12 protein-coding genes and 1 pseudogene are annotated in these 21610 nt (G+C 69.9%); 5 read left to right on the forward strand and 8 right to left on the reverse strand.

Annotation, left to right across the window (positions count from 1 at the left end; all coding sequences use genetic code 11):
* Positions 1 to 4: 4 nt before the first annotated feature.
* Positions 5 to 1384: a DUF692 domain-containing protein gene (locus tag ACIPXM_RS07440; RefSeq protein ID WP_401652973.1), complete on the reverse strand. Its 1380-nt coding sequence runs from the start codon at positions 1382 to 1384 to the stop codon at positions 5 to 7.
* A 119-nt stretch (positions 1385 to 1503) separates the two neighbouring features.
* Positions 1504 to 2295 carry a peptidyl-tRNA hydrolase gene (locus ACIPXM_RS07445; protein WP_401652975.1) on the reverse strand — a complete coding sequence of 264 codons (792 nt, stop codon included), beginning with the start codon at positions 2293 to 2295 and terminating at the stop codon, positions 1504 to 1506.
* 81 nt (positions 2296 to 2376) lie between these two features.
* Here ACIPXM_RS07445 and ACIPXM_RS07450 point away from each other — a divergent pair, with 81 nt between their 5' ends.
* The 4 genes from ACIPXM_RS07450 (at position 2377) to ACIPXM_RS07465 (ending at position 15525) form a co-directional block, all read left to right on the forward strand.
* Positions 2377 to 3051 (forward strand): AIM24 family protein, encoded by a 675-nt coding sequence (locus ACIPXM_RS07450; RefSeq protein WP_401652976.1) that lies wholly within the window; start codon positions 2377 to 2379, stop codon positions 3049 to 3051.
* A gap of 584 nt (positions 3052 to 3635) precedes the next feature.
* A complete protein-coding gene (locus ACIPXM_RS07455) occupies positions 3636 to 7904 on the forward strand; it encodes a LamG-like jellyroll fold domain-containing protein (protein WP_401652978.1) in 4269 nt (1422 codons plus the stop codon).
* Positions 7905 to 8129: 225 nt separating this feature from the next.
* Positions 8130 to 15050 (forward strand): polymorphic toxin-type HINT domain-containing protein, encoded by a 6921-nt coding sequence (locus ACIPXM_RS07460; protein ID WP_401652980.1) that lies wholly within the window; start codon positions 8130 to 8132, stop codon positions 15048 to 15050.
* A 112-nt stretch (positions 15051 to 15162) separates the two neighbouring features.
* Entirely contained in the window at positions 15163 to 15525 is a 363-nt protein-coding gene (locus ACIPXM_RS07465; protein WP_401653663.1) for an SMI1/KNR4 family protein, read from the forward strand.
* A gap of 92 nt (positions 15526 to 15617) precedes the next feature.
* Here ACIPXM_RS07465 and ACIPXM_RS07470 read toward each other — a convergent pair.
* The 4 genes and pseudogenes from ACIPXM_RS07470 to ACIPXM_RS07485 all read right to left on the reverse strand — a co-directional run.
* Positions 15618 to 16186 (reverse strand): annotated as a pseudogene (locus ACIPXM_RS07470) (site-specific integrase); the annotation flags it as partial.
* A gap of 231 nt (positions 16187 to 16417) precedes the next feature.
* Complete coding sequence (locus ACIPXM_RS07475; protein WP_401653666.1) at positions 16418 to 17266, reverse strand: polysaccharide deacetylase family protein; 849 nt, start codon at positions 17264 to 17266, stop codon at positions 16418 to 16420.
* 56 nt (positions 17267 to 17322) lie between these two features.
* Positions 17323 to 18234, reverse strand: a complete 912-nt coding sequence (locus ACIPXM_RS07480) for a PPK2 family polyphosphate kinase (protein ID WP_401652982.1) — start codon at positions 18232 to 18234, stop codon at positions 17323 to 17325.
* A gap of 47 nt (positions 18235 to 18281) precedes the next feature.
* Positions 18282 to 18938, reverse strand: a complete 657-nt coding sequence (locus tag ACIPXM_RS07485) for a TetR family transcriptional regulator (protein WP_401652984.1) — start codon at positions 18936 to 18938, stop codon at positions 18282 to 18284.
* Positions 18939 to 19016: 78 nt separating this feature from the next.
* Here ACIPXM_RS07485 and ACIPXM_RS07490 point away from each other — a divergent pair, with 78 nt between their 5' ends.
* On the forward strand, positions 19017 to 19973 hold the full coding sequence (locus ACIPXM_RS07490) for an oxidoreductase (RefSeq protein ID WP_401652986.1): 957 nt from the start codon (positions 19017 to 19019) through the stop codon (positions 19971 to 19973).
* Between the two features lie 58 nt (positions 19974 to 20031).
* On the opposite strand, the gene ACIPXM_RS07495 is transcribed toward ACIPXM_RS07490, so the two are convergent.
* Both ACIPXM_RS07495 and zapE read right to left on the reverse strand, forming a co-directional pair.
* Entirely contained in the window at positions 20032 to 20457 is a 426-nt protein-coding gene (locus ACIPXM_RS07495; protein ID WP_401652988.1) for an OsmC family protein, read from the reverse strand.
* A gap of 33 nt (positions 20458 to 20490) precedes the next feature.
* Positions 20491 to 21570, reverse strand: coding sequence for a cell division protein ZapE (gene zapE / locus ACIPXM_RS07500; RefSeq protein WP_401652991.1), 1080 nt, complete (start codon positions 21568 to 21570; stop codon positions 20491 to 20493).
* Between the last annotated feature and the right edge of the window lie 40 nt (positions 21571 to 21610).

Genomic DNA, 21610 nt, shown 5'->3' on the forward strand with positions numbered 1-21610 from the left:
CGTCTCACCCCCGGCCCAGAGCGGTGCGGACGCGGTTCCCGATCCGGTGCCCGAGCCGGGCCGCCGGACCGGGCGGCCGGATGCCCGCCCGGTCCCGCCACCACGCGGTCAGCCGCCGGCGCGCCACCGGATCGTCGGGCCGCCCGGCGACCAGCAGCTCCTCGACGAAGTCGAGCGCGTCGTGCCGGTAGCCGTCGGTCATCGGCCGGCGCACCGCGTACGCCAGGAACGCGGGACGGAAGCCGTCGCCCAGGATCTCCGGCAGCTCGGGCGCCACCTTGGCGATCACATCGGCCCGCTTGGCGGCGAGCGCCCGGCTCTGCACCCCGAGGCGCCGTACGTCGAAGCCCTCGGGCGCGGGAGTCCCGGCGACCAGCGCGGACAGCAGCGCGGTCTGCGCGAGTGCGACCCGCTGCCGGGCGGCGGGCCCGGACCGCTGCCGGGGCACGCTGGGCAGCGGGGTGTCCGGGACGGGCGTCGGTACGGGCATCGGGCCGCCGGACATCCGGGCGCCCGCGCCGATCAGCAGCGGGCGCGGCGCCGGGCGGGCACCGGCCGCCGCCACCGTGGTGCGGATCGCGGTGAGTTCGGCGGCCAGCTCGGCGGCGGCCGGGAACCGGTCGTCGCGTTCGAGCAGCACACCGGGCGGCGCGACCCGGGCGGCCAGCTCGCCCAGGATGTCCAGGACCGGCCGGGGCACCGGGTGGGCGTGGGTGTCGTGCCAGACCCCGTCCCGCTCAAGCCCCCCGGCCACGTGCACATACGCGAGCGCCTCCACCGGCAGCGCGGCGAGCGCCTCGGAGGGGTCCTCGCCCCGGTTGACCCGGTTGGTGTGGAGGTTGGCGACGTCGATCAGCAGCCGGACCCCGGTGCGCTCCACCAGCTCGGACAGGAACTGGCCCTCGGTCAGCTCCTCGCCCGGCCAGGCGACCAGGGCGGCGATGTTCTCCAGGGCGAGCGGCACCGGCAGCGCGTCCTGCGCGATCCGGACGTTCTCGCAGAGCACGTCGAGCGCCTCCCAGGTGCGGGGCACCGGCAGCAGGTGCCCGGCCTCCAGGACCGGCGACGCGGTCAGCGGGCCCCCGGCCCGTACGAACGCGATGTGCTCGGTGACCAGCGGCGCGCCGAGCGCCACCGCCTTCTCGGCGAGCGCGGCGAGCCGCCCGGCGTCGGGCCGGTCGGCCCCGCCGAGCCCCAGCGACACCCCGTGCGGGACCACGGTCACCCCGCGCTCCCGCAGCCGGACCAGCGACGCGGGCAGATGCCCGGCGCAGACGTTCTCGGCGACGACCTCGACCCAGTCGATCCCGGCGAGTCCCTCGACGACGTCCGCGATCTCCGGCCGCCAGCCGATCCCCACCCCCAGACGGGTGTTCTCCCCCATGTCCCCCTCCTTCGGTCACGCGGTGCACGCGCTCCCGAGGGTGATGACCCGGAACGGGGCGCGTGAATCCGGACAGGGAGACGTTCAGAGCTTCATTTGAGGTTTCACCCGCCGGGGGCTCACTCCGCGCGCAGTCCCAGGGCGGGGAACTCCGACACCACCGTCGCCGAGCCCGGCGCGATCTCGGTGAAGCCCGCGTCCCGGACGACGGGCAGGCCGCTCGCCGTGAGCCGGGCCCAGCGGGCCGGGTCGGCGGTGCGGACGGCGAGCGGGAAACCGGCCGTACGCCAGGCCGCCCGGTCGGCGTCGGAGAGCGCCCACCACAGGAGCTGGGCGCCGTGGCCGGTCTGGGCCATCGTCTTGCCCGCCGACATGTCGAGCGCGGGATTCAGCCACAGCACGGCGGCGTCCGCCGGGACGGGGCCCGGCTCGGCCGGGTCGTCGAGGTCGGTGCCGGAGACCTGGAGCTTGGCGAGCTCCTTGGGCCAGGCGTCGAGCAGGACGGGCGGGAAGACCCGTACCTCGGCGGCGGGAGCGGCGGCGGTGTCCGTCCCCGCGTCCGCGTCCGTGGCGGTCCCCGCGTCCGTCCCCGGGTCCGTCCCGGAACCGGTCACGGTCAGCCCCGGCAGCCCCTCGGCCCGGCGCCACTCCGCGCCACGGGCGCGGCGGACGACCTTGCGGATCCGGGCGTCCTGCCAGTCCTCCATCACCCGCGCCCACTCGCCCTCGCCCACCGAGCGCTCGTCGGCCAGGATCTCCAGGACCGCGCGGGCCGAGGTCTCCAGGGCGTCGGTACGGGCCGGGGGCGCGGCGCGCTCGATCCGGACCACGAGCGGCAGCACGAACTGCGGCTTCTCGTCACGGGGGTCGGCCTCGCCGGACGGCGGAAAATCGATGTCGTTGCTGCTCACCCGGCAAGTCTGCCACCACCCGTCCCGCCCGCCCCGTCGGTTTCTTGGAGGAACGGGGTGTTCCGGGACAGGATGCCTGCCATGAAGAGCGATCTTTTCTCCAAGGACCATGTCGCCGAGCACGCCGCGATACCGGGGATGACCCTCCAGAACCCGAAAGCGGTCAAGTACACCGTCAACGGCGAGATGCACGCCCGCCAGGGCTCCATGATCGCCTTCCGGGGCAACCTCCAGTTCGAGCACAAGGGCCAGGGCCTCGGCGGCCTCCTGAAGCGCGCGGTCACCGGTGAGGGCCTGGCCCTGATGGCCGTCCGCGGCCAGGGCGTGGCGTGGTTCGCGCACGAGGCGCAGAACGTCTTCATCGTCGACGTCGAGCCGGGCGACGCGCTCAGCGTCAACGGCCGCAACGTCCTCTGCTTCGACCCGACCCTGCACTACGAGATCAGGACCGTGAAGGGCGCGGGCATCGGCGGCGGCGGCCTCTTCAACAGCGTCTTCACCGGCCAGGGCAAGCTGGCCCTGATGTGCGAGGGCCACCCGGTCGTCATCCCGGTCGCCCCCGGCGACCCGGTCTTCGTCGACACCGACGCGGTGGTCGGCTGGACCGACCAGCTGAAGATGTCGCTGCACCGCTCGCAGTCCTTCGGCTCGATGATCCGCGGCGGCTCGGGCGAGGCCGTCCAGCTGAAGCTGGAGGGCCAGGGCTTCGTGATCGTCCGCCCGAGCGAGGCGACCCCGCAGAAGGTCGCGAACTGAGAGTCGCTTTCCTGAGGGCGCCGACGGCCGGGCGTGCGGGCCGAAGCGGCGCCCCGCACCAGCCGTGTGCCGTTCGGCTGTATGCCTTCGTGCGGAGGCAGCGCCTCACAGCTGTGTTTATGATCAAGAGTTCTTTCAAGACGTACCGGGACGGGCGCTCCTCACTGTCGTGTCGGTGGCGCTGGCCCTTGCACGGTGCCCGTCACCGAGCCGGTGGTCACGGGAGGAACACTCGACAAACACCTGACAAACATGCCCTCGGCCGTTTGTGAAGCATGTCACCAGCGGGGGCGGGCAACTGCCCTGTTTGCTCCTGAGGATTTGTCGCGGTTGAGCCGAGCGCCCTGAGTGTTCCTTCCTCTGAGCTGTTGAAGCGCGTTGACGTCCATGTCGCCGAAGTCCTTTCATTCCCTGCACGATTCACAGTGGGAGTGGGGGGTTTGTGAAACCGAGCCATCGTTGGAGATCTGTCCATGGTCTGACCCGCGCCACGGCGCTCGCGTGTCTGGTCAGCTGTGTCGGTCCTGCCGGGGGGTGTTTCGGTGGCGCTGGCCGCGGATGAGCCCGGGGCCGGAGCCATCGGTATGGAGCAGGCCCGGCAGCCCGAGGCAGCCGACACGCCGGAGAGCCTGGCCGTCGAGAAGGCCAAGAAGTCGGGCAGGCCGGTCGACGTGGCGTCGATGCGAACCGAGTCGAGCGAGGTGACGGCGCGTCCGGACGGGACACTGGAATCGGTCACGCACACGCGGCCCGTGCGTACCCGCAAGGGCGGCGCCTGGGTGGACATCGACCCCACCCTGAGGCGCGTGCCCAGCGGCATGGTGGAACCGAAGGCCACTCTGTCGGACCTCGCTTTCTCCGGCGGGGGCGACAAGCCGCTCGTCCGGATGACCCGTGCCGGCAAGGTCCTCGAGCTGACCTGGCCCAAGCCGCTGCCGGAGCCTCAGCTCACGGGCGAGACGGCGACGTACGCCTCCGTCCTGCCCGACGTCGACCTCAGGCTGACGGCCACGCGCACCGGGTTCAACCAGCTGCTCGTCGTGAAGACGCCGGAGGCGGCGAAGAACCCCGAACTCGATCGGCTTCACATCGGTCTGAACTCCGACGGGATCACCGTGCGGGAGAGGGCGGACGGCACGCTCGAGGCGGTCGACAAGGCCGCGGGCGGAACGCTGTTCACCGCGCCGAAGCCGATGATGTACGACTCCTCCGCCGTGGCGAAGGACGGTCCAGGCGGGGACGCGGCACCTTCGGCGCCCGCAGCCGCGCGGACAGCCAAGACGTCTTCCCCCTTGCTTGCCGCGCCGTCCGCCGACGCCGTGCACGCGGCTCCCGTCGGCGTCGAGATCTCCACCGACGGCCAGGGCGCGGGTGGTGGGGAAGTCATGGTGCTCACCCCGTCGCAGTCTCTGCTGGACGACCCGCACACGGTCTACCCGGTGCTCATCGACCCGGCGTGGGACACCCCGCACACCTCGGCGTGGGCCGGAATCTCCAAGACCTACGGGGACCAGCCCTACTACAAGTTCACGTACAACAGCAGTTACGTGAACGACTTCGGGACGGGCTACTGTGCGTCTCCGCGCTGTTCCACGGCCGATGTGAAGCGCGTCTACTACCGCATCCCGGTGACGAGCAAGTTCGCCGGCAAGCACATCCTGTCGGCCGAGTTCAACGTGTACGAGTCCTACTCGTACAGCTGCACCGCGAAGCCCGTACAGCTGTACCTGACGAAGGCCATCGGCGCCGGAACGACCTGGAACAACTCCTCCACCAGCGGCAATTGGTACAAGTGGCTGCAGACGACGAACGCCGCGAAGGGCTGGAGCTCGAGCTGTGCCGCCGGTTTCCTGGAGTTCGGCGCCACGAACGTCAAGAACACCGTGCAGGACGCGGCCAATGGCGGCTGGCCGAGCATCACCTTCGGTCTGAAGGCGGAGAACGAAGCGGACGCCGGAGCCTGGAAGCGCTTCACCGACGACGCGAGCCTGCGGGTGAACTACAACCTGCCGCCGCGGCAGATCCCGATGAAGTCGCTCACGATGTCCCCGGGTTCCACCTGTCTGGCCACCGGCACCAAGATCAACCGCTTCCCGCAGATCACAGCGGTCGCGACGGATCCCGACAACGAGAGGATCGGCGTGCAGTTCGCGGTCGCCTGGGACTCGGGTGACGGCGTCCACAAGCGGCGCTGGTGGTCGACGGGTGCCGAGGGCACCGCACCCGCCTCCAGCGCGTTCAAGGCATCCGGCTCGCCGTTCTCCGTCAGTCTGCCCACGAGCATTCCCAAGAACATCTGGGTGGGCTGGGAAGCGCGTGCGTGGGACGGAGCCGAGTGGGGCCCGTGGAGCTCCTACGGCGACGCCACGGCGTGTTACATCCACATCGACACCAGCTTCCCGGACGGCCCCAGCGTCCTGTCCGCGGAGTTTCCCGGTAGCGAGAGCCAGTCGGACACACTGCCCTGGACCGACGGTGTCGGCAGGTACGGCACGTTCAAGGTGGACAGTGTCGCCACCGACGTCGTGAAGTACGAGTACGGGCTCGACACCGGACCGTCGGCGGCCAATTCGATCGCGACGGCCAACGGGGACGAACGGTCCGTATCGCTGCTGCTGAACACCCCGGGGCCGCACTTCCTCTCGGTCCGGTCCATCGACGGCGCGGGCAACGCCTCACAGCCTGAGACGTATTACTTCAACGTCCTGACGGGCCATCCGCAGCGCGCGGGGTGGGCCATGGACGAGCAGGCGGGTTCCACCTCGATCCAGGGGACGGAGAGCACCTTCGAGACGACGGCGGGAGCGGGAGTCACCAACGAGGCGGGCCATGACGGCAGCGGTTCGGCCGTGAGCATGAGCTCCACACCGGACGGCTACCTCGCCACCGACCGTGCCATCGTCGAGACCGATCGAAGCTTCACGTTCTCCGGATGGGCGAAGCCGGTCGGCATCGTGTCCACCAGGAACACCGCCGTGATGACCCAGAACGGACAGCACCAGTCCATCACCATGGGCCTCATCGGTGACAAGTGGGCGATCAAGGTATCCAGCCTCGACTCCCTGTCCGGCTACATCTGGTGTATCGCGCAGTCGGACACCCCGGCGAAGGAGGGCCAATGGACCCACCTCGCAGGGGCGTACGACTCATCGGCCCACACCCTCACCTTGTACGTCGACGGTGCCGTCGCGAAGTCCGTCCCCAACGTGAACATGTGGTCCGCTCGGGGCGCGATGACCTTCGGCCAGATGAAGTGGAAGGGTGCCCCGTCCGACTTCTGGTCGGGCGGGATCGACGACATCGCGGTGTGGGACCGGGCTCTGAGTGGCGCCGACGTGCTCGACGTCGCAGCAGGGCGTCCGCTGACGACGGGTCGGCCGGCCAAGGCGCGCTGGTCGCTCGACGAGCCGACCACCGGATTGATGTTCGGGCGCTCGGAGGCGGCCTCCGCGAGCCTGGAGAACGGCGCGACCGCCGGAGCGGTCGGCGCGGCGGGCAAGGCCGTGCGTCTCGACGGGGTCGACGACTACATCCGGACCCCGCGCCCCCAGGTGGACGGCACGCGGAGCTTCTCCGTCTCCGCCTGGGTCCGCCTGCCCCCGCAGACCGGCACCAAGCCGCGGATGATCGCCAACCAGCGCGGAGTGCACCAGAGCGAGTTCCTGCTGTACTACTCGACGTCCGCCAAGAAGTGGGTCTTCGGCCGCTACACCGAGGATTCCTCGGCTGCGACACTCGTCTCGGTACTGCAGCCCGCCTGCACGGGAACGACCAACGGGGTGCCCTGTTTCGCCCCCACGAGCAATGAGTGGACCCACGTCATCGGCGTCTCGGACGCGAAGACCGGCAAGCTGCGGTTGTTCGTCGACGGCTACCAGGTAGGTGAAGTCCCTTACACCCAGACGAAGCCGTGGGCTTCGCCCGGTGGGCTCCAGATCGGTGCGGTGAGCCGTGAGGGCGTCAACGACGAGTTCTTCGTCGGAGATGTCGATGACTTCCGGGTCTACGACCGGGTCGTCACGACGGACGAGGCCCGCGCCATGGTGCAGCAGCGTCCGCAGCTCGGCGGTCGGTGGAAGTTCAACAGCACGACCGGCACGCCCGCGGCGGCGCCCGACGACGCCGGCACCGCGGAGAACGCCGTACTGAACACGGGCGCCCAGATCAACGCGGGCGGCGGTGCGGTCGTGGGCAGCGGTGGCAGCCCTTCCGGCAGCCTGCTGCTCGACGGCGTCGGAGCCTACGCGGCCACCACGGCCATGCCGATCCACACCGGCCAGAGCTTCAGCATCGCCGGCTGGGCCCAGACCGCGGGCTCGCCCAACAGGGACATGACCATGCTGTCCGTGGCGGGAAGCAACCAGAGCGCCGTCCAGGTCGGCTGGGACTACCTCAAGACGGTCACCGACCCGGACACCTCGGAGGAGTTGTACGTGGGTCAGTGGCAGGTCAGCGTCGCGGACAAGGACGACAACACCGTCACGCGCACCACCGCTGTGCAGACGTTCGACCGGAGCGCCCGCCTGGGCGGCTGGAACCACCTTGCCGTCGTCTACGACGGGTTCAGCGACCAACTGTCGCTGTACGTCAACGGCTCGCTGGAGAACCAGATCTGCTCCGACGAAGCCACCGAGACGACCTGCACCGACCATGTCTCGTGGGCATCGGCGAGGCAGCCCTTCGAGGCCGCGGCACAGGTGCAGTTCGGTCGAGACCGCTCCAACGGGGCCTGGAGCTCGTACTTCTCGGGCGAGATCGACGACGTGTGGATGTTCCAGGGCGCGCTCAGCCCCGCCCAGGTCATCGCGCTCAGCGACCCCAACGTCGAGTTGAGCAGTTCGTCGGCCCTGTAGCCGAGGCCGGCCCAGGGGTGGGTGAGGTTCGCCCGCCCACCCCGCCCGACCGGTGCACCAGCTCAGTTACCACCCGCCGCCCGGCGTACTCGGTGGGCGGAGTACCTTCACCTGCGGCAACGGAGGAAATCCGTAGTGCGTTCACAAAGATCCGGACGGAAACGGGCCTCGGCACGTCTCTCCGTCCTCGTGAGCGGAGCCCTGCTGGGCACCCTCGTTCAAGGCATGCCCGCCGCCGTGACCTCGGCGTCCGCCGATGACAACCGTCCGCAGGCCGTCTCGTCCGAGCGGCCTGCGAAGGGCACCGTGGCCAAGCCCAGGCCACGCCCCACCGAGCAGAAGTCCGGGGCGACCAAGCCGGCCATCGCCTGGCCCCAGCCCGGAACCGTCCGCGTCCAGCTGCCGTCCGGCGGCTCGGCGAAGACTTCGGTACGGGCCGGCAAGACGGCTGTGACGCTGGGGCCCGCCCAAGGGCGCGGCGCGGCGCGGTCCACGACTGCCCGCACGGTCGAGGCCGACCTGACCTTCCTCGACCGGTCCGCCGCGGAACGGGCCGGTATCGACGGTGTGCTGCTGACCGTCGGGAGCGCGACCGCCGGCACGGCCGCTGCTCCGCTGACCACGAAGGTCACCGTCGACTACAGCGGCTTCGCCCGGGCCGCGGGCGGCAACTTCGGTTCTCGCCTGCGGTTCGTGCTCATGCCGGCCTGTGTCCTGGAGACGCCGGAGAAGCCCGAGTGCCGTGTGCCGGTCCCGATCGAGGGCCGCAACGACGCGGAGGCCAGGACCGTCACGGCCGACGCCGTGGCGGTGCCGCCGGGCGTCCCGGGCGGGATGGGGACGCAACTGGGCGCGGGCACCGCGACCGTGCTGGGCCTCACCGCCGGCTCGTCCAGCCTTTCCGGCGATTTCAAGGCAAGCCCGCTCGCCGCTTCCTCGTCATGGAACACCGACCTCAACACCGGCACGTTCACCACCTCGTACGGCATGGCCGTGCCCTCCGTACCGGGCGCCTTCGTGCCCAAGGTGGGCCTGAACTACTCGTCGGGGGCGATCGACGGCCGGACCAGCAACGGCAACAATCAGGCGTCCTGGGCGGGCGACGGCTTCGAGATGTCGCCGGGCTTCGTCGAGCGCGCCTACAAGCCCTGCGGCGACGAGGACGTCAAGAAGGGCACCCAGGAGATCGGTGACCTGTGCTGGGGATACGACAACGCCACCATCAACTTCGGCGGCCACTCCGGTGAGCTGATTCCTGTGGGGGCCGACGAGTGGCGGCTGAAGAACGACGACAGCACCAAGGTGACCCGGGTCAGGGACACCGGCCGGGGCAACGGGGACAACGACGGCGAGTACTTCAAGGCCGTCACCTCTGACGGCACGACGTACTGGTTCGGCTACAACAGGCTCGACAACTGGGCCTCCGGCAAGAGCGAGACGAAATCGGTCTTCAGCGTCCCCGTCTACGGCAACAACTCCGGAGAGCCCTGCTACAACGCCGACATCAAGAGTGCCTGGTGCCAGCAGGGCTGGCGCTGGAACCTCGACAAGGCCGTCGACACCAAGGGCAACGTCATCACCTACTGGTACAACCAGGAGGGCAACTCGTACGGCCGCTATCTGACGGCCGCTGATGACACCCCGTACATACGCGGCGGTTCGCTCGACCACATCGAGTACGGACTGAAGACGGCCGACATCAACTCGACGACGGTCAAGCCGATGGCGCGGGTCAACTTCAAGACTGCTGAGCGCTGCCTGGAGTCGAACACCACGCTCTGCGACCCGGCGAAGATCGACGCCAATCGGCAGTACTGGTACGACACGCCATGGGACATGAACTGCAAGGCGGCGACGGACTGCGACGCCGGCCGGCTCTCCCCGACCTTCTTCACGCGCACGCGGCTCGCCTCGGTCACCACACAGACCCTTCAGTCGGGCGGCACCTACAAGGACATCGACTCCTGGACCCTCAACCACCGTTGGGGAACCTCCGACACCGACTACCAGCTGATCCTTTCCTCGATCGATCGCAAGGGCCTGGCCGGCGCCACGGCGATCCCGCTGCCGCCGACCGTGCTGCGCTACGCGCAGAGGGCCAACCGCCTCGACAGGAGCGGGGACGGACGGGCCCCCTTCATCAAGGAACGCCTCTCCAGCATCACAGACGAGGCCGGCGGGCAGGTCGACATCAACTACTCGGCCGAGACCTGTTCCTGGAGCAGTCTGCCGACGCCGCAGAGCAACACCACGCGGTGCTTCCCACAGCAGTACCAGCCGACCAACAAGACCGACGCGACCACGGAGTGGTTCAACAAGTTCGTCGTGGACTCGGTCCTCATGACCGACCTCACGGGCGGTGCACCGGACATGGTCACGCGCTACACCTACCTCGGTGACGCGGCCTGGGCGTTCGACGACGACGACGGCCTGACCAAGGAGAAGCTGAAGACCTGGTCGCAGTGGCGCGGCTACCAGCACACCCGGGTCCAGACCGGCGGCACGCTCGCCATGTCCACGCAGGTCGACCACTGGTTCCTGCGGGGTATGCACGGCGACCGCAGCGAGCCCGCGGACAAGGACAAGACGCGGTCGGTGTCGGTGTCGGACGGCGTCGGCGGCACCATCACGGACGACCAGGCATGGTCGGGACACGAGTACCGGGCCGAGACGTACGACGCGCCGGGCGGCAAGATCCTCGCGAAGACGGTCAGTACCCCGTGGAAGAAGGAGACCGCCAAGCGGGTCCGCAACTGGGGTACCACGACGGCCAACATCGTCAGCACCGAGACCACCCGCTCGTACACATCGCTGGACGACGGCGCGGGCACCCGGTGGCGTGAGGTCCGTTCGAAGAACTTCTTCGACGGCTACGGCCGTGTCACGAAGGCGGAGAACCTCGGCGACGTCGCCGAGGCATCGGACGACCGGTGCACACGCACCACGTACGCGGACAACACGAGCGGCTGGATCCTGACCGGCGTCATCCGCGCGGAGACAGTGGCGGCCAACTGCACCGCCACGGTCAACCGCGACACCCAGGTGGACGGCACATCCGCCGTCCTGTCCGACGTACGCACGCGTTACGACGGCCAAGCCTACGGAGCGGCGCCCACCAAGGGACTTCCCACACTGGTCGAGACGCTCAAACAGCGCTCGGGCACCAAGGCCACCTATCTCGACACCGCCGCCACCTTCGACACCTACGGTCGGCCGCTCACGTCGGTGGACCTCGTCTCGACGAGCGTCTTCGACCCGGCGGAGGGGACGGCCGCCCCGGTCACGACGGCCCACACGGGCGCACGCACCACGACCACGGCCTACACCCCGGCCACCGGGCGCCTCACCAAGAGCACGGTGACGACACCCCCGGCCACGGTGGGCAACGCGGGCACGACGCAGACGTCCACCACCTACTACGAATCCCAGCGAGGGCTGCCCTCGGTGGAGATCGACGCCAACGGCCTGCGGACCGAGGTCGTGTACGACGCCCTGGGCCGCAACCTCAAGCTCTGGAAGGCCGACCGGTCCAAGGCCGACGGGCAGACACCGAGCGTCGAGTACCGCTACCACGACGACCCGAACGTCATCCGCTCGGTCGAGGCACTCACTCTCAACAGTGACGGATCGCAGTCGTCGAGCTTCGTCCTCTACGACGGACACCGACGACAGCGCCAGTCCCAAGGGCCGGGCGACGGCAGCGGCAATCTCCTCACCGACACCCTCTACGACGCCCGTGGCCTGGTGGAGCGCTCGCACTCCACGTACTACGCCGTCGGTGTCCAGCCGGGGAAGCTGTTCAAGCTGGAGGACACCACTGGTGTCGAATCCCAGACGACGACCGAGTACGACGGCCTGAGCCGTCCGACCAAGGTCACCCAGCTCGCCGGCAACGGCGTCGGCGAGAAGGTCCTGTCCACCACGCGTACGATCTACGGCGGTGACCGGGTCACGGTGATTCCGCCCAAGGGCGGCACGACCACCACCTCCCTCTCGAACGCGGCCGGTCAGGTCACCGAACTGCTCCAGTACCGGAGCATGGACCCCAGCGGACCGGCGGACAGCACGACGTACGAGTACGACCCGGCGGGTCACCTCGTCAAACTCACCGACCCGTCGAAGAACAGCTGGACGTGGACGTTCGACCAGCTCGGACGTGAGAGGACGGCGACCGACCCGGACACCGGCACCTCGAAGAAGAACTACAACGACCGAAGTGAGCTGACCAGCAGCGAGAACGGCAACAAGAAGACCACCGCCTTCGTCTACGACAACCTCTCCCGCCAGACCGAATCCCGAGCGGGCAGCGCCTCCGGCACCCTGCTCACCTCCCAGACCTGGGACCCCACCGGCAACAAGGGCATGGCGGGCAGCAGCAGCCGGTTCGTGACGGTCGGCGCGAACACCTACGAGTACAAGTCGACGGTCAACGTCTACGACGCCCAGTACCGGCCGACCCGCACCACCCTGACCGTTCCCTCGGTCCCGGGCCAGGAGGGTCTGGCGGGCAACTACGTCACGGGCACGACGTACAACCTCGACGGCACTGTGAAGTCCCTGGCCTATCCGGCCGCGGGCAACCTCGCCGCCGAGTCCCTGGCGTACACGTACGACTCCCTGCACCGGCAGGTCAGCGTGAGCAGTCTGGCCGCCGGCTATCTGGCGAAGCAGACGTACAGCCTGACCGGGAAGCCCCTGCAGTCCACGCTCAACGCGGGCGGCAAGAACATCTGGGTCACCAACGCGTGGGAGTGGGGAACCCAGCGCCTCGCGGGCAGCCGCACGGACCTGGAGGGCGCGAGCGGCGCGGAGCGGGCCGCGGAGTACACGTACGACGAGGTCGGCAACGTCACCTCGCTGACTGACACCTCCCGGTACGGCGTGGACCGGCAGTGCTTCACGTACGACCACCTGGCCCGCGTGACGGAGGCATTCACGCCCACGTCCTCGCCCTGCCCGGTGCTGCCCGCGGCTTCGAACCTGGGCGGCCCGGCTCCGTACTGGACCAGCTGGACCTACAACACCGACGGCACCCGCAGGACGGAGACCGAGCACGACCCGTCCGGCAACACGGAGGCGGACAAGGTCCGCACCTACAGCTACCCGGCAGCGGGTGGGGTCCGCCCGCACTCACTCACCGGCACCAGCACGGTGACGGGCGGCACGGGGACCCCGGTCACCGAGTCGTACGGCTACGACGCGAGCGGCAACACCACCGAACGGCACCTGAATCCGGAACCCGGCACCACCAGCGACCAGGCCCTCGAGTGGAACGACCAGGGCGCGCTCACCAAGCTCACCGACACCGTCAAGAGGACGGCCGACGGACTGACCGTCACGACGGGGCGGACGAGTGACTACGTCTACGCTCCGGACGGCAGCCGCCTGCTCAGCCACGACGTGGATTCGGCGACCCCCGAGACGGAGTCGACGACTCTCTACCTCGGTGGCACGGAACTCAAGCTGACGAAGGGCGAGGCGAAGCCGAAGGCGACGCGGTACTACGCGCTCGGCGCGGCGGTCGCGGTCCGCACGGACGACAACAAGGTGTCCTTCCAGGTCACCGACCACCACAACACCGGTGCGCTCGACATCGACGCCTCCGGCACCGTCGTCGACCAGTGGCGCCAGACCCCCTTCGGCAAGCAGCGTGGCGCAGCACCGGCCGACTGGGCCGGCACGCGAGGCTTCGTCGGCGGAACGATGGACCCGACGGGCCTGACCCACCTGGGCGCCCGCGAGTACGACCCGAACACCGGCCGCTTCATCAGCGTCGACCCGGTCCTGGCCGTGGGTGACATCCAGTCGCTCAACGGCTACGTCTACTCCAACAACAACCCGATGACGCTGTCGGACCCGTCGGGCCTGCGCCCGGACGGCATCTGCGGTGGCCACTCGAGCACCTGCCGCCCGAGCGACTCGCTCAACGAGATGTCCGTGACCTACCACGAGTCGTGGCGGCCGACGGCGAACGGGTGGGTCTGGAGCAGTTACAAAGAAGACGAGGCCACCGGCAAGCGGTGGTACCAGTACGGCGGCGTCAACTGGGGCACGGTCGTCGACCTGACCCCGCGCAAGATCAAGTGGAACTGGAACACGCTCGCCGGAGCGGTCCGGAGCGTCGCCCGCACGGTGGATCTGGCCATCCCGGTGCGACTCGGACCGAGCACCACCTCGTCCTACGACGCCCTCGTCAACAAGCTGGGCGGCGACACCAGTGACCCGGCCTACGAGGACGGGGAAGGGCTCGCCGATCTGGCCGGCTTGGTGTTCACCGGCGTGGGGGGCGCCAAGGGCGCTGCCAAGAACATGGGGAAGTGCCCGAACAGCTTCGTCGAAGGCACCGAGGTCCTTCTCGCGGACGGCACCACGAAGAAGATCGAGGATGTCCGGGTAGGTGACAAGGTCGTCGCGACCGACCCCGAGACCGGCGAGACCCGGGTCGAGACAGTCACCGCGGAGATCAAGGGCCAGGGCTTGAAGCACCTGGTCAAGGTCACCATCGACGTGGACGGCAAGGCCGGCACGAAGACTGCCCAGGTCACCGCGACTGACGGGCACCCGTTCTGGGTCCCCGAGCTGGGCAAGTGGCTCAAGGCGACCGACCTCAAGCGGGGCCAGTGGCTCCGTACCAGCGCCGGAACCTACGTTCAGGTCGCGTCGATCGAGCGTTGGACGAGCCCGGACGTCACGGTCCGCAATCTGACGGTCAGTAACCTGCACACGTACTATGTGCTGGCGGGGGCCACGCCGGTCCTTGTGCACAACTGCGGTACCACTCCGCCGGGGGTGCAATGCAATTGCGCTCCGGGAACTGGCGCTGGTCCTGCCGATGCCCCGATTCGCAATTCTGGTGCTTGGACTCGCGCCGACATCATTCGCGGCTCGCTTGGGCTTCGCCCAAATCAGCTTGGCGATCGAATAGAGATCCACCATGCGGACCAAATGCCCGGCGCTCCAATTCATGAGCTAGACCAAAATGTTCACCGAGGTGCTGGAACGGATCTCCACCGAAATCCGCATAACCAAGGCGTCACGAAGGAAATGAGGAAGGAAGACACCCAACTGCACTGGTGGTATAGATCGCAGGAGCAGGGATGGGGCACGTACAGCCCAGACCACTGGTTCGACAACTGGCCCGGATGATCGGTTAGGTGAGATCGTGGAGCTTGAAGAGTTTGAAGTCCACTTTTCTGCGGCTCGCGCAAAACGCGCTGGCCTGAGCAGTCCAGAAGGCTTCGACGTCTTCCAGTCCCGAGTGGCTTCCGAAGCCGAACTGTCGGAGGCGGAGGAGACTCTCCAGGCGCAGCTCCCTGGCGAGTACAGGGAGTTCATGAAGCGTCACGGCGGAGGAATGTTCCTGTTTCTCGACCTTCTGCCAGTCGTTGCTTCTGATGACCAGGAAGACGACTTGGTGAGGGTGAACGTAGCCGAGTTCAAGGATGGCAATTTTGTCGCCGTAGCCCCGGTCGGAACAGGTGACTGGTGGGGGTTCTCGGTCGTCGAAGGTCGCTGTGCTAGCCAGGTTGATTTCTGGGACCATGAGGATGGTCAAGTGCAATTCGCGGCGACCGGGTTCCTCGAATTCCTGGCGTATGAGGGACTGCGCGTAGGGAGATAGATCACCAAGCGCCAGCACGTTCAGCAGTGGCACCAGCAGCCCCCGCCGAATTCACGGCGGGGGCTGCTGGGCCGTTTGACGCAACGCTGGCGTCAGCGGACGACGGTTGCGGTTGGTGGGTCGTCGGCTGCGTAGTCGGTCGGGTTGAGGGCGCTGCCGAGGAGTTCCTTGATCACGACGAGGTCGACGCCTTGCTCCAGGAAGAGGGTGGCGGTGGAGTGTCGGAGGTCGTGGAAGCGACTGTGGCGGAGACCGGCCCGGTTGAGGAGGAAGTCGCGGAAGCGGCGGGTGAGGTTGGCCGGGTCGAGAGGCCGTCCGGTTGGTCGCTGTCTTGCCAGGCTGATCCTGCCGCTTTGCGCTCCTCGTTCTGTCGTTCCTGGCGCTCCTTGAGGGAGTGGAGGCATTTGGTGGGGAGGGCGATGCGGCGTTCGGATGCGCGGGTCTTGGTGGGCAGGTGGATGAGGCCGCCGGTTCGGGTGCACTGTAGTGAGCGGCGGATGGTCGCGGTGCTCGCGTCGAGGTCGAGGTCTTCCCAGTGGAGGCCGAGGAGTTCGCCTTTGCGGAGTACGGTGCGCAGGGCGAGTTCGTACACCGTGTGGAGCTGGTCGGCGCGAGCCGCGCCAAGGCGACCCGCTGACGCGGGTCGCGCGCGGCACGGCCGCCGACCCGGCCCGCTCTCGGCTCCGCCGCCGCGGGCCGGCCAGCGACCAGGCCGCGGAGAATTAGCGCAGCGGATGACCGGAAGCGCGAAGAAGCCCGGACGCACCCGCACGACGAGCGCCAGGCCGACGACGAGGCGGCGCCAGAAGTAGGCCTACAAGGAGAACTGCAAGCCCATCCCGGAGCGCACGGTCGCCGAAGGGTGGATCGTTGTCGATCTGCCGCCCCGTGGCTACCTGCCCATCAGGTCCGACACCTTCACGAAGCGGTACCCCTTCGCCCGCAGTTCCGGGACGATCCGGCGGATCGCCCGCTCCGTGACCGGGGCCGCGCTGCGGGTGCAGTGCATGACCACCAGGGAGCCCGGCCTCACTCCGTCGAGGACCTGGTCGGCGACCGCGTCCGGGTCCTTGGCGAAGGCGTCGCCGCTGATCACGTCCCACTGGACGGCGGTGACGCCGGTCGGGGCGAGGGCGCGGCGGGCGGTGTCGTCGTAGCAGCCGCCGGGGAAGCGGAAGTACGGGACCACGTTGACGGCGCCCGCGTCGCGGAAGGCGTCGAAGGCGCGCTGGACGTCGGCGGCCATGTCGGGGCGTGCCACGGTCGGCAGGCCGTAGCAGGGGTTCGCGAAGGCGTAGTGGCTGTAGGAGTGGTTGGCGATCTCGAAGCGCGGGTCGGTGCCGATCGCGCGGGCCTGGTCCGGGTACTCCTCCGCCCAGCGGCCGGTCATGAAGACCGTCGCGTCCACCTTCAGGCGGCGCAGCGTCGCGATCAGCTCCGGGTTGTCGAAGTGCTCGCCGCGGGCCGCGCGCGGGCCCTGGTCGGCCGTCATGTCGGCGTCGAAGGTGAGCGCCACGACCTTCTCGGCGCTCTTCGCCCGGTGGGTGTAGACCGGCGTCAGGCCACCGGCCGCCGGGGCCAGGGTCGGCGGGGCCTTGCGGGCGGCCGGCGCGGGCGCGGGCCGGGCCCCGGCCGCGCTCGGGGAGGGCGCGGTGGCGGCCGGGGCGGCGGGCGACGCGGGCGCCTTGGCCGCCGGGGTGTCGGCGGCGCCCCCGCCGCAGCCGACGAGTACGGCGCCCATAAGGGCCAGCGCCGACAGTTTTCGTACAGAAATGGTCACCCAGGGAAATTAGCCGATCATTGGGCGAGCAATCGCCTCCGGCACTCCGCCACGTCGAAGTCACCCCTCGGGTACTGCGGGTCCAGCTCCGCCAGATGCTCCAGGAGCAGCGTGCTGATCGCCCAGTTCCGGTACCACTTGCGGTCCGCCGGGACCAGGAACCACGGCGCCCGCTCCGACGCGCAGCGCTCCAGGGCGATCTCGTACGCCTCCTGGTACGCGGGCCACAGCGCCCGCTCCTCGATGTCGCCCGGGTTGAACTTCCAGTGCTTCTCCGGGTTGTCCAGGCGCTCCAGGAGCCGGGTCCGCTGCTCCTCGTACGACACGTGCAGGAAAACCTTCACGACGGTGACGCCGTCGTCCGCGAGCGACCGCTCGAAGCGGTCGATCTCCGCGTACCGCTCCTCGATCTCGTCCGCCGGGGCCAGCTCGCGGACCCGGCCGATCAGCACGTCCTCGTAGTGCGAGCGGTCGAAGATGCCGATCTCGCCCGGCTGCGGCAGCGCCTTGCTGATCCGCCACAGGAACGGGTGCGCCTTCTCCTCCGGCGTCGGCGCCTTGAAGGCGTGGATCCGGCAGCCCGACGGGTTGAAGTGGCCGATCACGTGCTTGACCGTGCCGCCCTTGCCGCTGGTGTCCATCCCCTGGAGCACGAGCAGCAGCCGCCGCCGGTCGCCCGCCGTGCTCGCCGCGTACAGCCGCTCCTGCAGCCCGGCCAGCGCGGGCCCCAGCGCCGAGGTGGCCGCCGCCCCCGCCGCCTTGTCGGCGGGCCCGCCCGGCTTGCCGTCCGCGTCGTACGCCGTGAGGTCGACCGGCTTGCCGACCGGGATCCGCAACAGCTCGCGCAGCGGCGGCGGATCGTCGCGGCGCTTGAGGCCCTTGCCGTGCTTGTCCTTCTTCGGCTGCTCGGGCTTCGGTGTCTTCGACATGCGGCCTCGGCCTCCCGGCGTGGTGCCCGTCCCCGCTCCCGGGGCTGCTACCGATCCTGCGCGTCCAGCGCCGGTCCCACCACCGCGAACGCCCGGTCGAGCAGCGCCAGCGGGTCCTCCGCCGCCGAGCTCTCCGCCCACCGCTGCAGCGCCGTGTGGAACGCCACCAGCGCCGTCCCCGCCGCGAGCCGCGGATACAGCGCGGCCGACACGTCGAGCCCGTCCCGCGCGGCCAGCTCCGCCGCCAGCGTCTCGCGCCACTCCAGCTGCCGCTCCAGCAGCCGGGCGAGCAGCGCCGGGGTGCGCAGGATCAGCTGGACCACGAGCAGCGCGCGGGCCGCGTGGTCCGGGTGCTCCAGGGTGCAGGCCGCCAGCGGTACGGCCACCGCGGCCCGCAGCGCGGCGGACGGCGGCTCGGCGGCCGGGCGGGCGGCGAGCGCGGCCCGCATCTCGTCGCCGAGCCCCGCCAGGAACTGGACGACCACGTCCTCCTTGGACGCGAAGTAGCGGAAGAAGGTCCGCTTCGACACCCCCGCCTCGGCGACGATCTCGTCCACGGTGACGGCGTCGAAGCCACGCCGGGCGAGCAGTTGCAGCGCCGCCTCGGTCAGCTCGGTCGAGACCAGCTGCCGCTTGCGCTCGGCCATGGTCAGCGCGGGCGACGGCGCGGGCGACGGTGACGGTGGGGTGGGAACGGTCGTCATACGGCCGAGCCTAGCCCAGCAACCTGGCACCTGGCGTAGTGCTTGACACCGAGTGTCATGAGCGGCAGCGTGTGTCGCATGAGTCAAGCGACCTCCCCGCACTCCCCGAAGTGGACCGCCGCCGACATCCCCGACCTCACCGGCCGGATCTTCGTCGTCACCGGCGCCAGCAGCGGCCTCGGCCTCGCCACCACCCGCGAACTCGCCCGGCACGGCGCCCATGTGGTGCTCGCCGTCCGCGACGAGGCGAAGGGCGGGCGGGCCGCCGCCGGGATCACCGCCGAGGTGCCGGGCGCCTCGCTCGACGTCCGCCGGATCGACCTGGCCGACCTCGACTCCGTACGCGAGTTCGCCGACAAGCTCCGCGCCGACCACCCGCACCTGGACGTCCTGGTCAACAACGCGGGCGTGATGGCCCCGCCGCTCACCCTCAGCGCCCAGGGCCACGAGCTGCAGTTCGCGGCCAACCACCTCGGCCACTTCGCCCTCACCGGGCTCCTCCTGGACCGCCTCGCCGCCGGTCGGGGGCCCCGCGTGGTCACCGTCAGCAGCCTGATGCACCGCAGGGGCCGCATCGACTTCGAGGCCCTGGAGCACGGCTACGGCGCCGGCCGCCGCTACGCCCCGTCGGCCGCGTACAACCAGTCCAAGCTGGTCAACACCGTCTTCGGGCACGAACTGCACCGACGGCTCACCGCCGCCGGAAGCCCGGTGCGCAGCGTCCTCGGGCACCCCGGCTACAGCCGGACCAATCTGCAGGGCGACACCGCGGTCGCGCTGGTCCGCTGGGTGTACGGGAAGATCGCGAGCCCGCTGTTCGCGCAGCCCGCGGCGGCCGGAGCGCTGCCGCAGCTGTACGTGGCGACCGTGCCCGGCGTCGACGGCGGCGCGTTCTACGGGCCGGACGGGGCGGGCGAGCTGCGCGGCGCGCCGAAGCCGGTGCCGTACGCACCGGCGGCGACCGATCCGGGGACCGGCCGCCGCCTGTGGGAGCTCTCGGAGCGCCTCACCGGAGTGCGCTTCCCGCTCGGCTGACCCCGCCCCGCCGGGCTCCGCCGGGGGCAGGGCCCGCCGGCGGGGGCGGGGCCGCGGCTCAGGCCAGCTCGGCCGTGAGCGTGATCGTCGTCCCCGTCAGCGCCTGGCTGACCGGGCAGTTCTTCTTGGCGTCCTCGGCGAGCGCCTGGAACTGGTCGGCGTCCAGGCCCGGCACCTCACCGGTCACGGTGAGGTGGATGCCGGTGATGCCCTCGCCCGGCTGGAAGGTGACGTCGGCCTTGGTCTCCAGGCGGGTCGGCGGGTTGCCGGCCTTGGCCAGGCCGTTGGAGAAGGCCATCGAGAAGCAGGACGAGTGGGCGGCGGCGATCAGTTCCTCGGGGCTGGTCCGGCCGTTCGGCTGCTCGGCCCGGGACGGCCAGGACACCTCGTAGGAGCCGAGGCCGGAGGAGTCGAGACTGACGACGCCCTTGCCCTTGAGGAGGTCGCCCTCCCAGACGGTGTGGGCGTGACGCACGGTGGCCATGTCGTTCCCTTTCGATCGGGTATGGCCCCCAAGCTACTGCGCCACGAGCCCCTTCGCGTCCCGCGCCAGGGCGGTGAGCCGCGAGATGGCCCGGAAGTACTTCTTCTTGTACCCGCCGTTCAGCATCTCGTCGCTGAACAGCCGGTCGAAGGGGAGTCCGGCGGCGAGCACGGGTATCTCGCGGTCGTACAGCCGGTCGGCGAGCACGACGAGGCGCAGCGCCGTCGACTGGTCGGGCACCGGCTGGACGTCGGTGAGGCAGACCGCGGTGAGGTCGTCGGTGAGCGCGCCGTAGCGGCTCGGGTGGACCCGGGCCAGGTGGTCGAGCAGGTGCGGGAAGTCGTCGAGGGAGGCGCCGGGGGTCGCGTACGCGCTCTTCGTGACGGTCTCGGCGCTGTACGGGGTGGGGGCGGCCGGCAGACCGCGGTGGCGGTAGTCCTCGCCGTCGATGCGCAGCGGGTGGAAGTGCGCGGACAGGCCCTGGATCTCGCGCAGGAAGTCGGCGGCGGCGAACCGGCCCTCACCGAGCTTGCCGGGCAGCGTGTTCGAGGTGGCGGCGAGCGCGACGCCCGCGTCGACCAGCTTGCCGAGCAGGGTGGAGACGAGGACGGTGTCGCCCGGGTCGTCCAGCTCGAACTCGTCGATGCACAGCAGCCGGTGGCCGCTCAGGGTCCGCACGGTCTCCTGGAAGCCGAGGGCGCCGACCAGATTGGTCAGCTCCACGAAGGTGCCGAACGCCTTGAGCGCGGGCTCGGCCGGGGTGGCGTGCCAGAGCGAGGCGAGCAGATGGGTCTTGCCGACGCCGTAGCCGCCGTCGAGGTAGACCCCGCGCGGACCGGCGGGGGCGGCGGGCTTCCGGCCGCCGAGCGAGAACCAGCGGCGCTTGCCGGAGCCGCTGGCGTGGGCGCCGCCGAGACCGGCGGCGAAGCCGCTGAGGACCTTGACGGCCTCGATCTGGCTCGGCTGGTTCGGGTCCGGTATGTACGTGTCGAAGCGCACGGAGTCGAACCGTGGCGGCGGCACCATCTCGGCCACCAGACGGTCGGCGGGGACGTGGGGCTCTCGGGAGCACAGCGAGAGCGGGGCGGCTTCCACGGAAGCCGCTTCGGTCATGGCACGGGTCGACACAGTTATCCACTGTAAGCGCCGTGTC

It is taken from the genome of Streptomyces sp. NPDC090025 (assembly GCF_044748125.1).
Classification (GTDB): domain Bacteria; phylum Actinomycetota; class Actinomycetes; order Streptomycetales; family Streptomycetaceae; genus Streptomyces.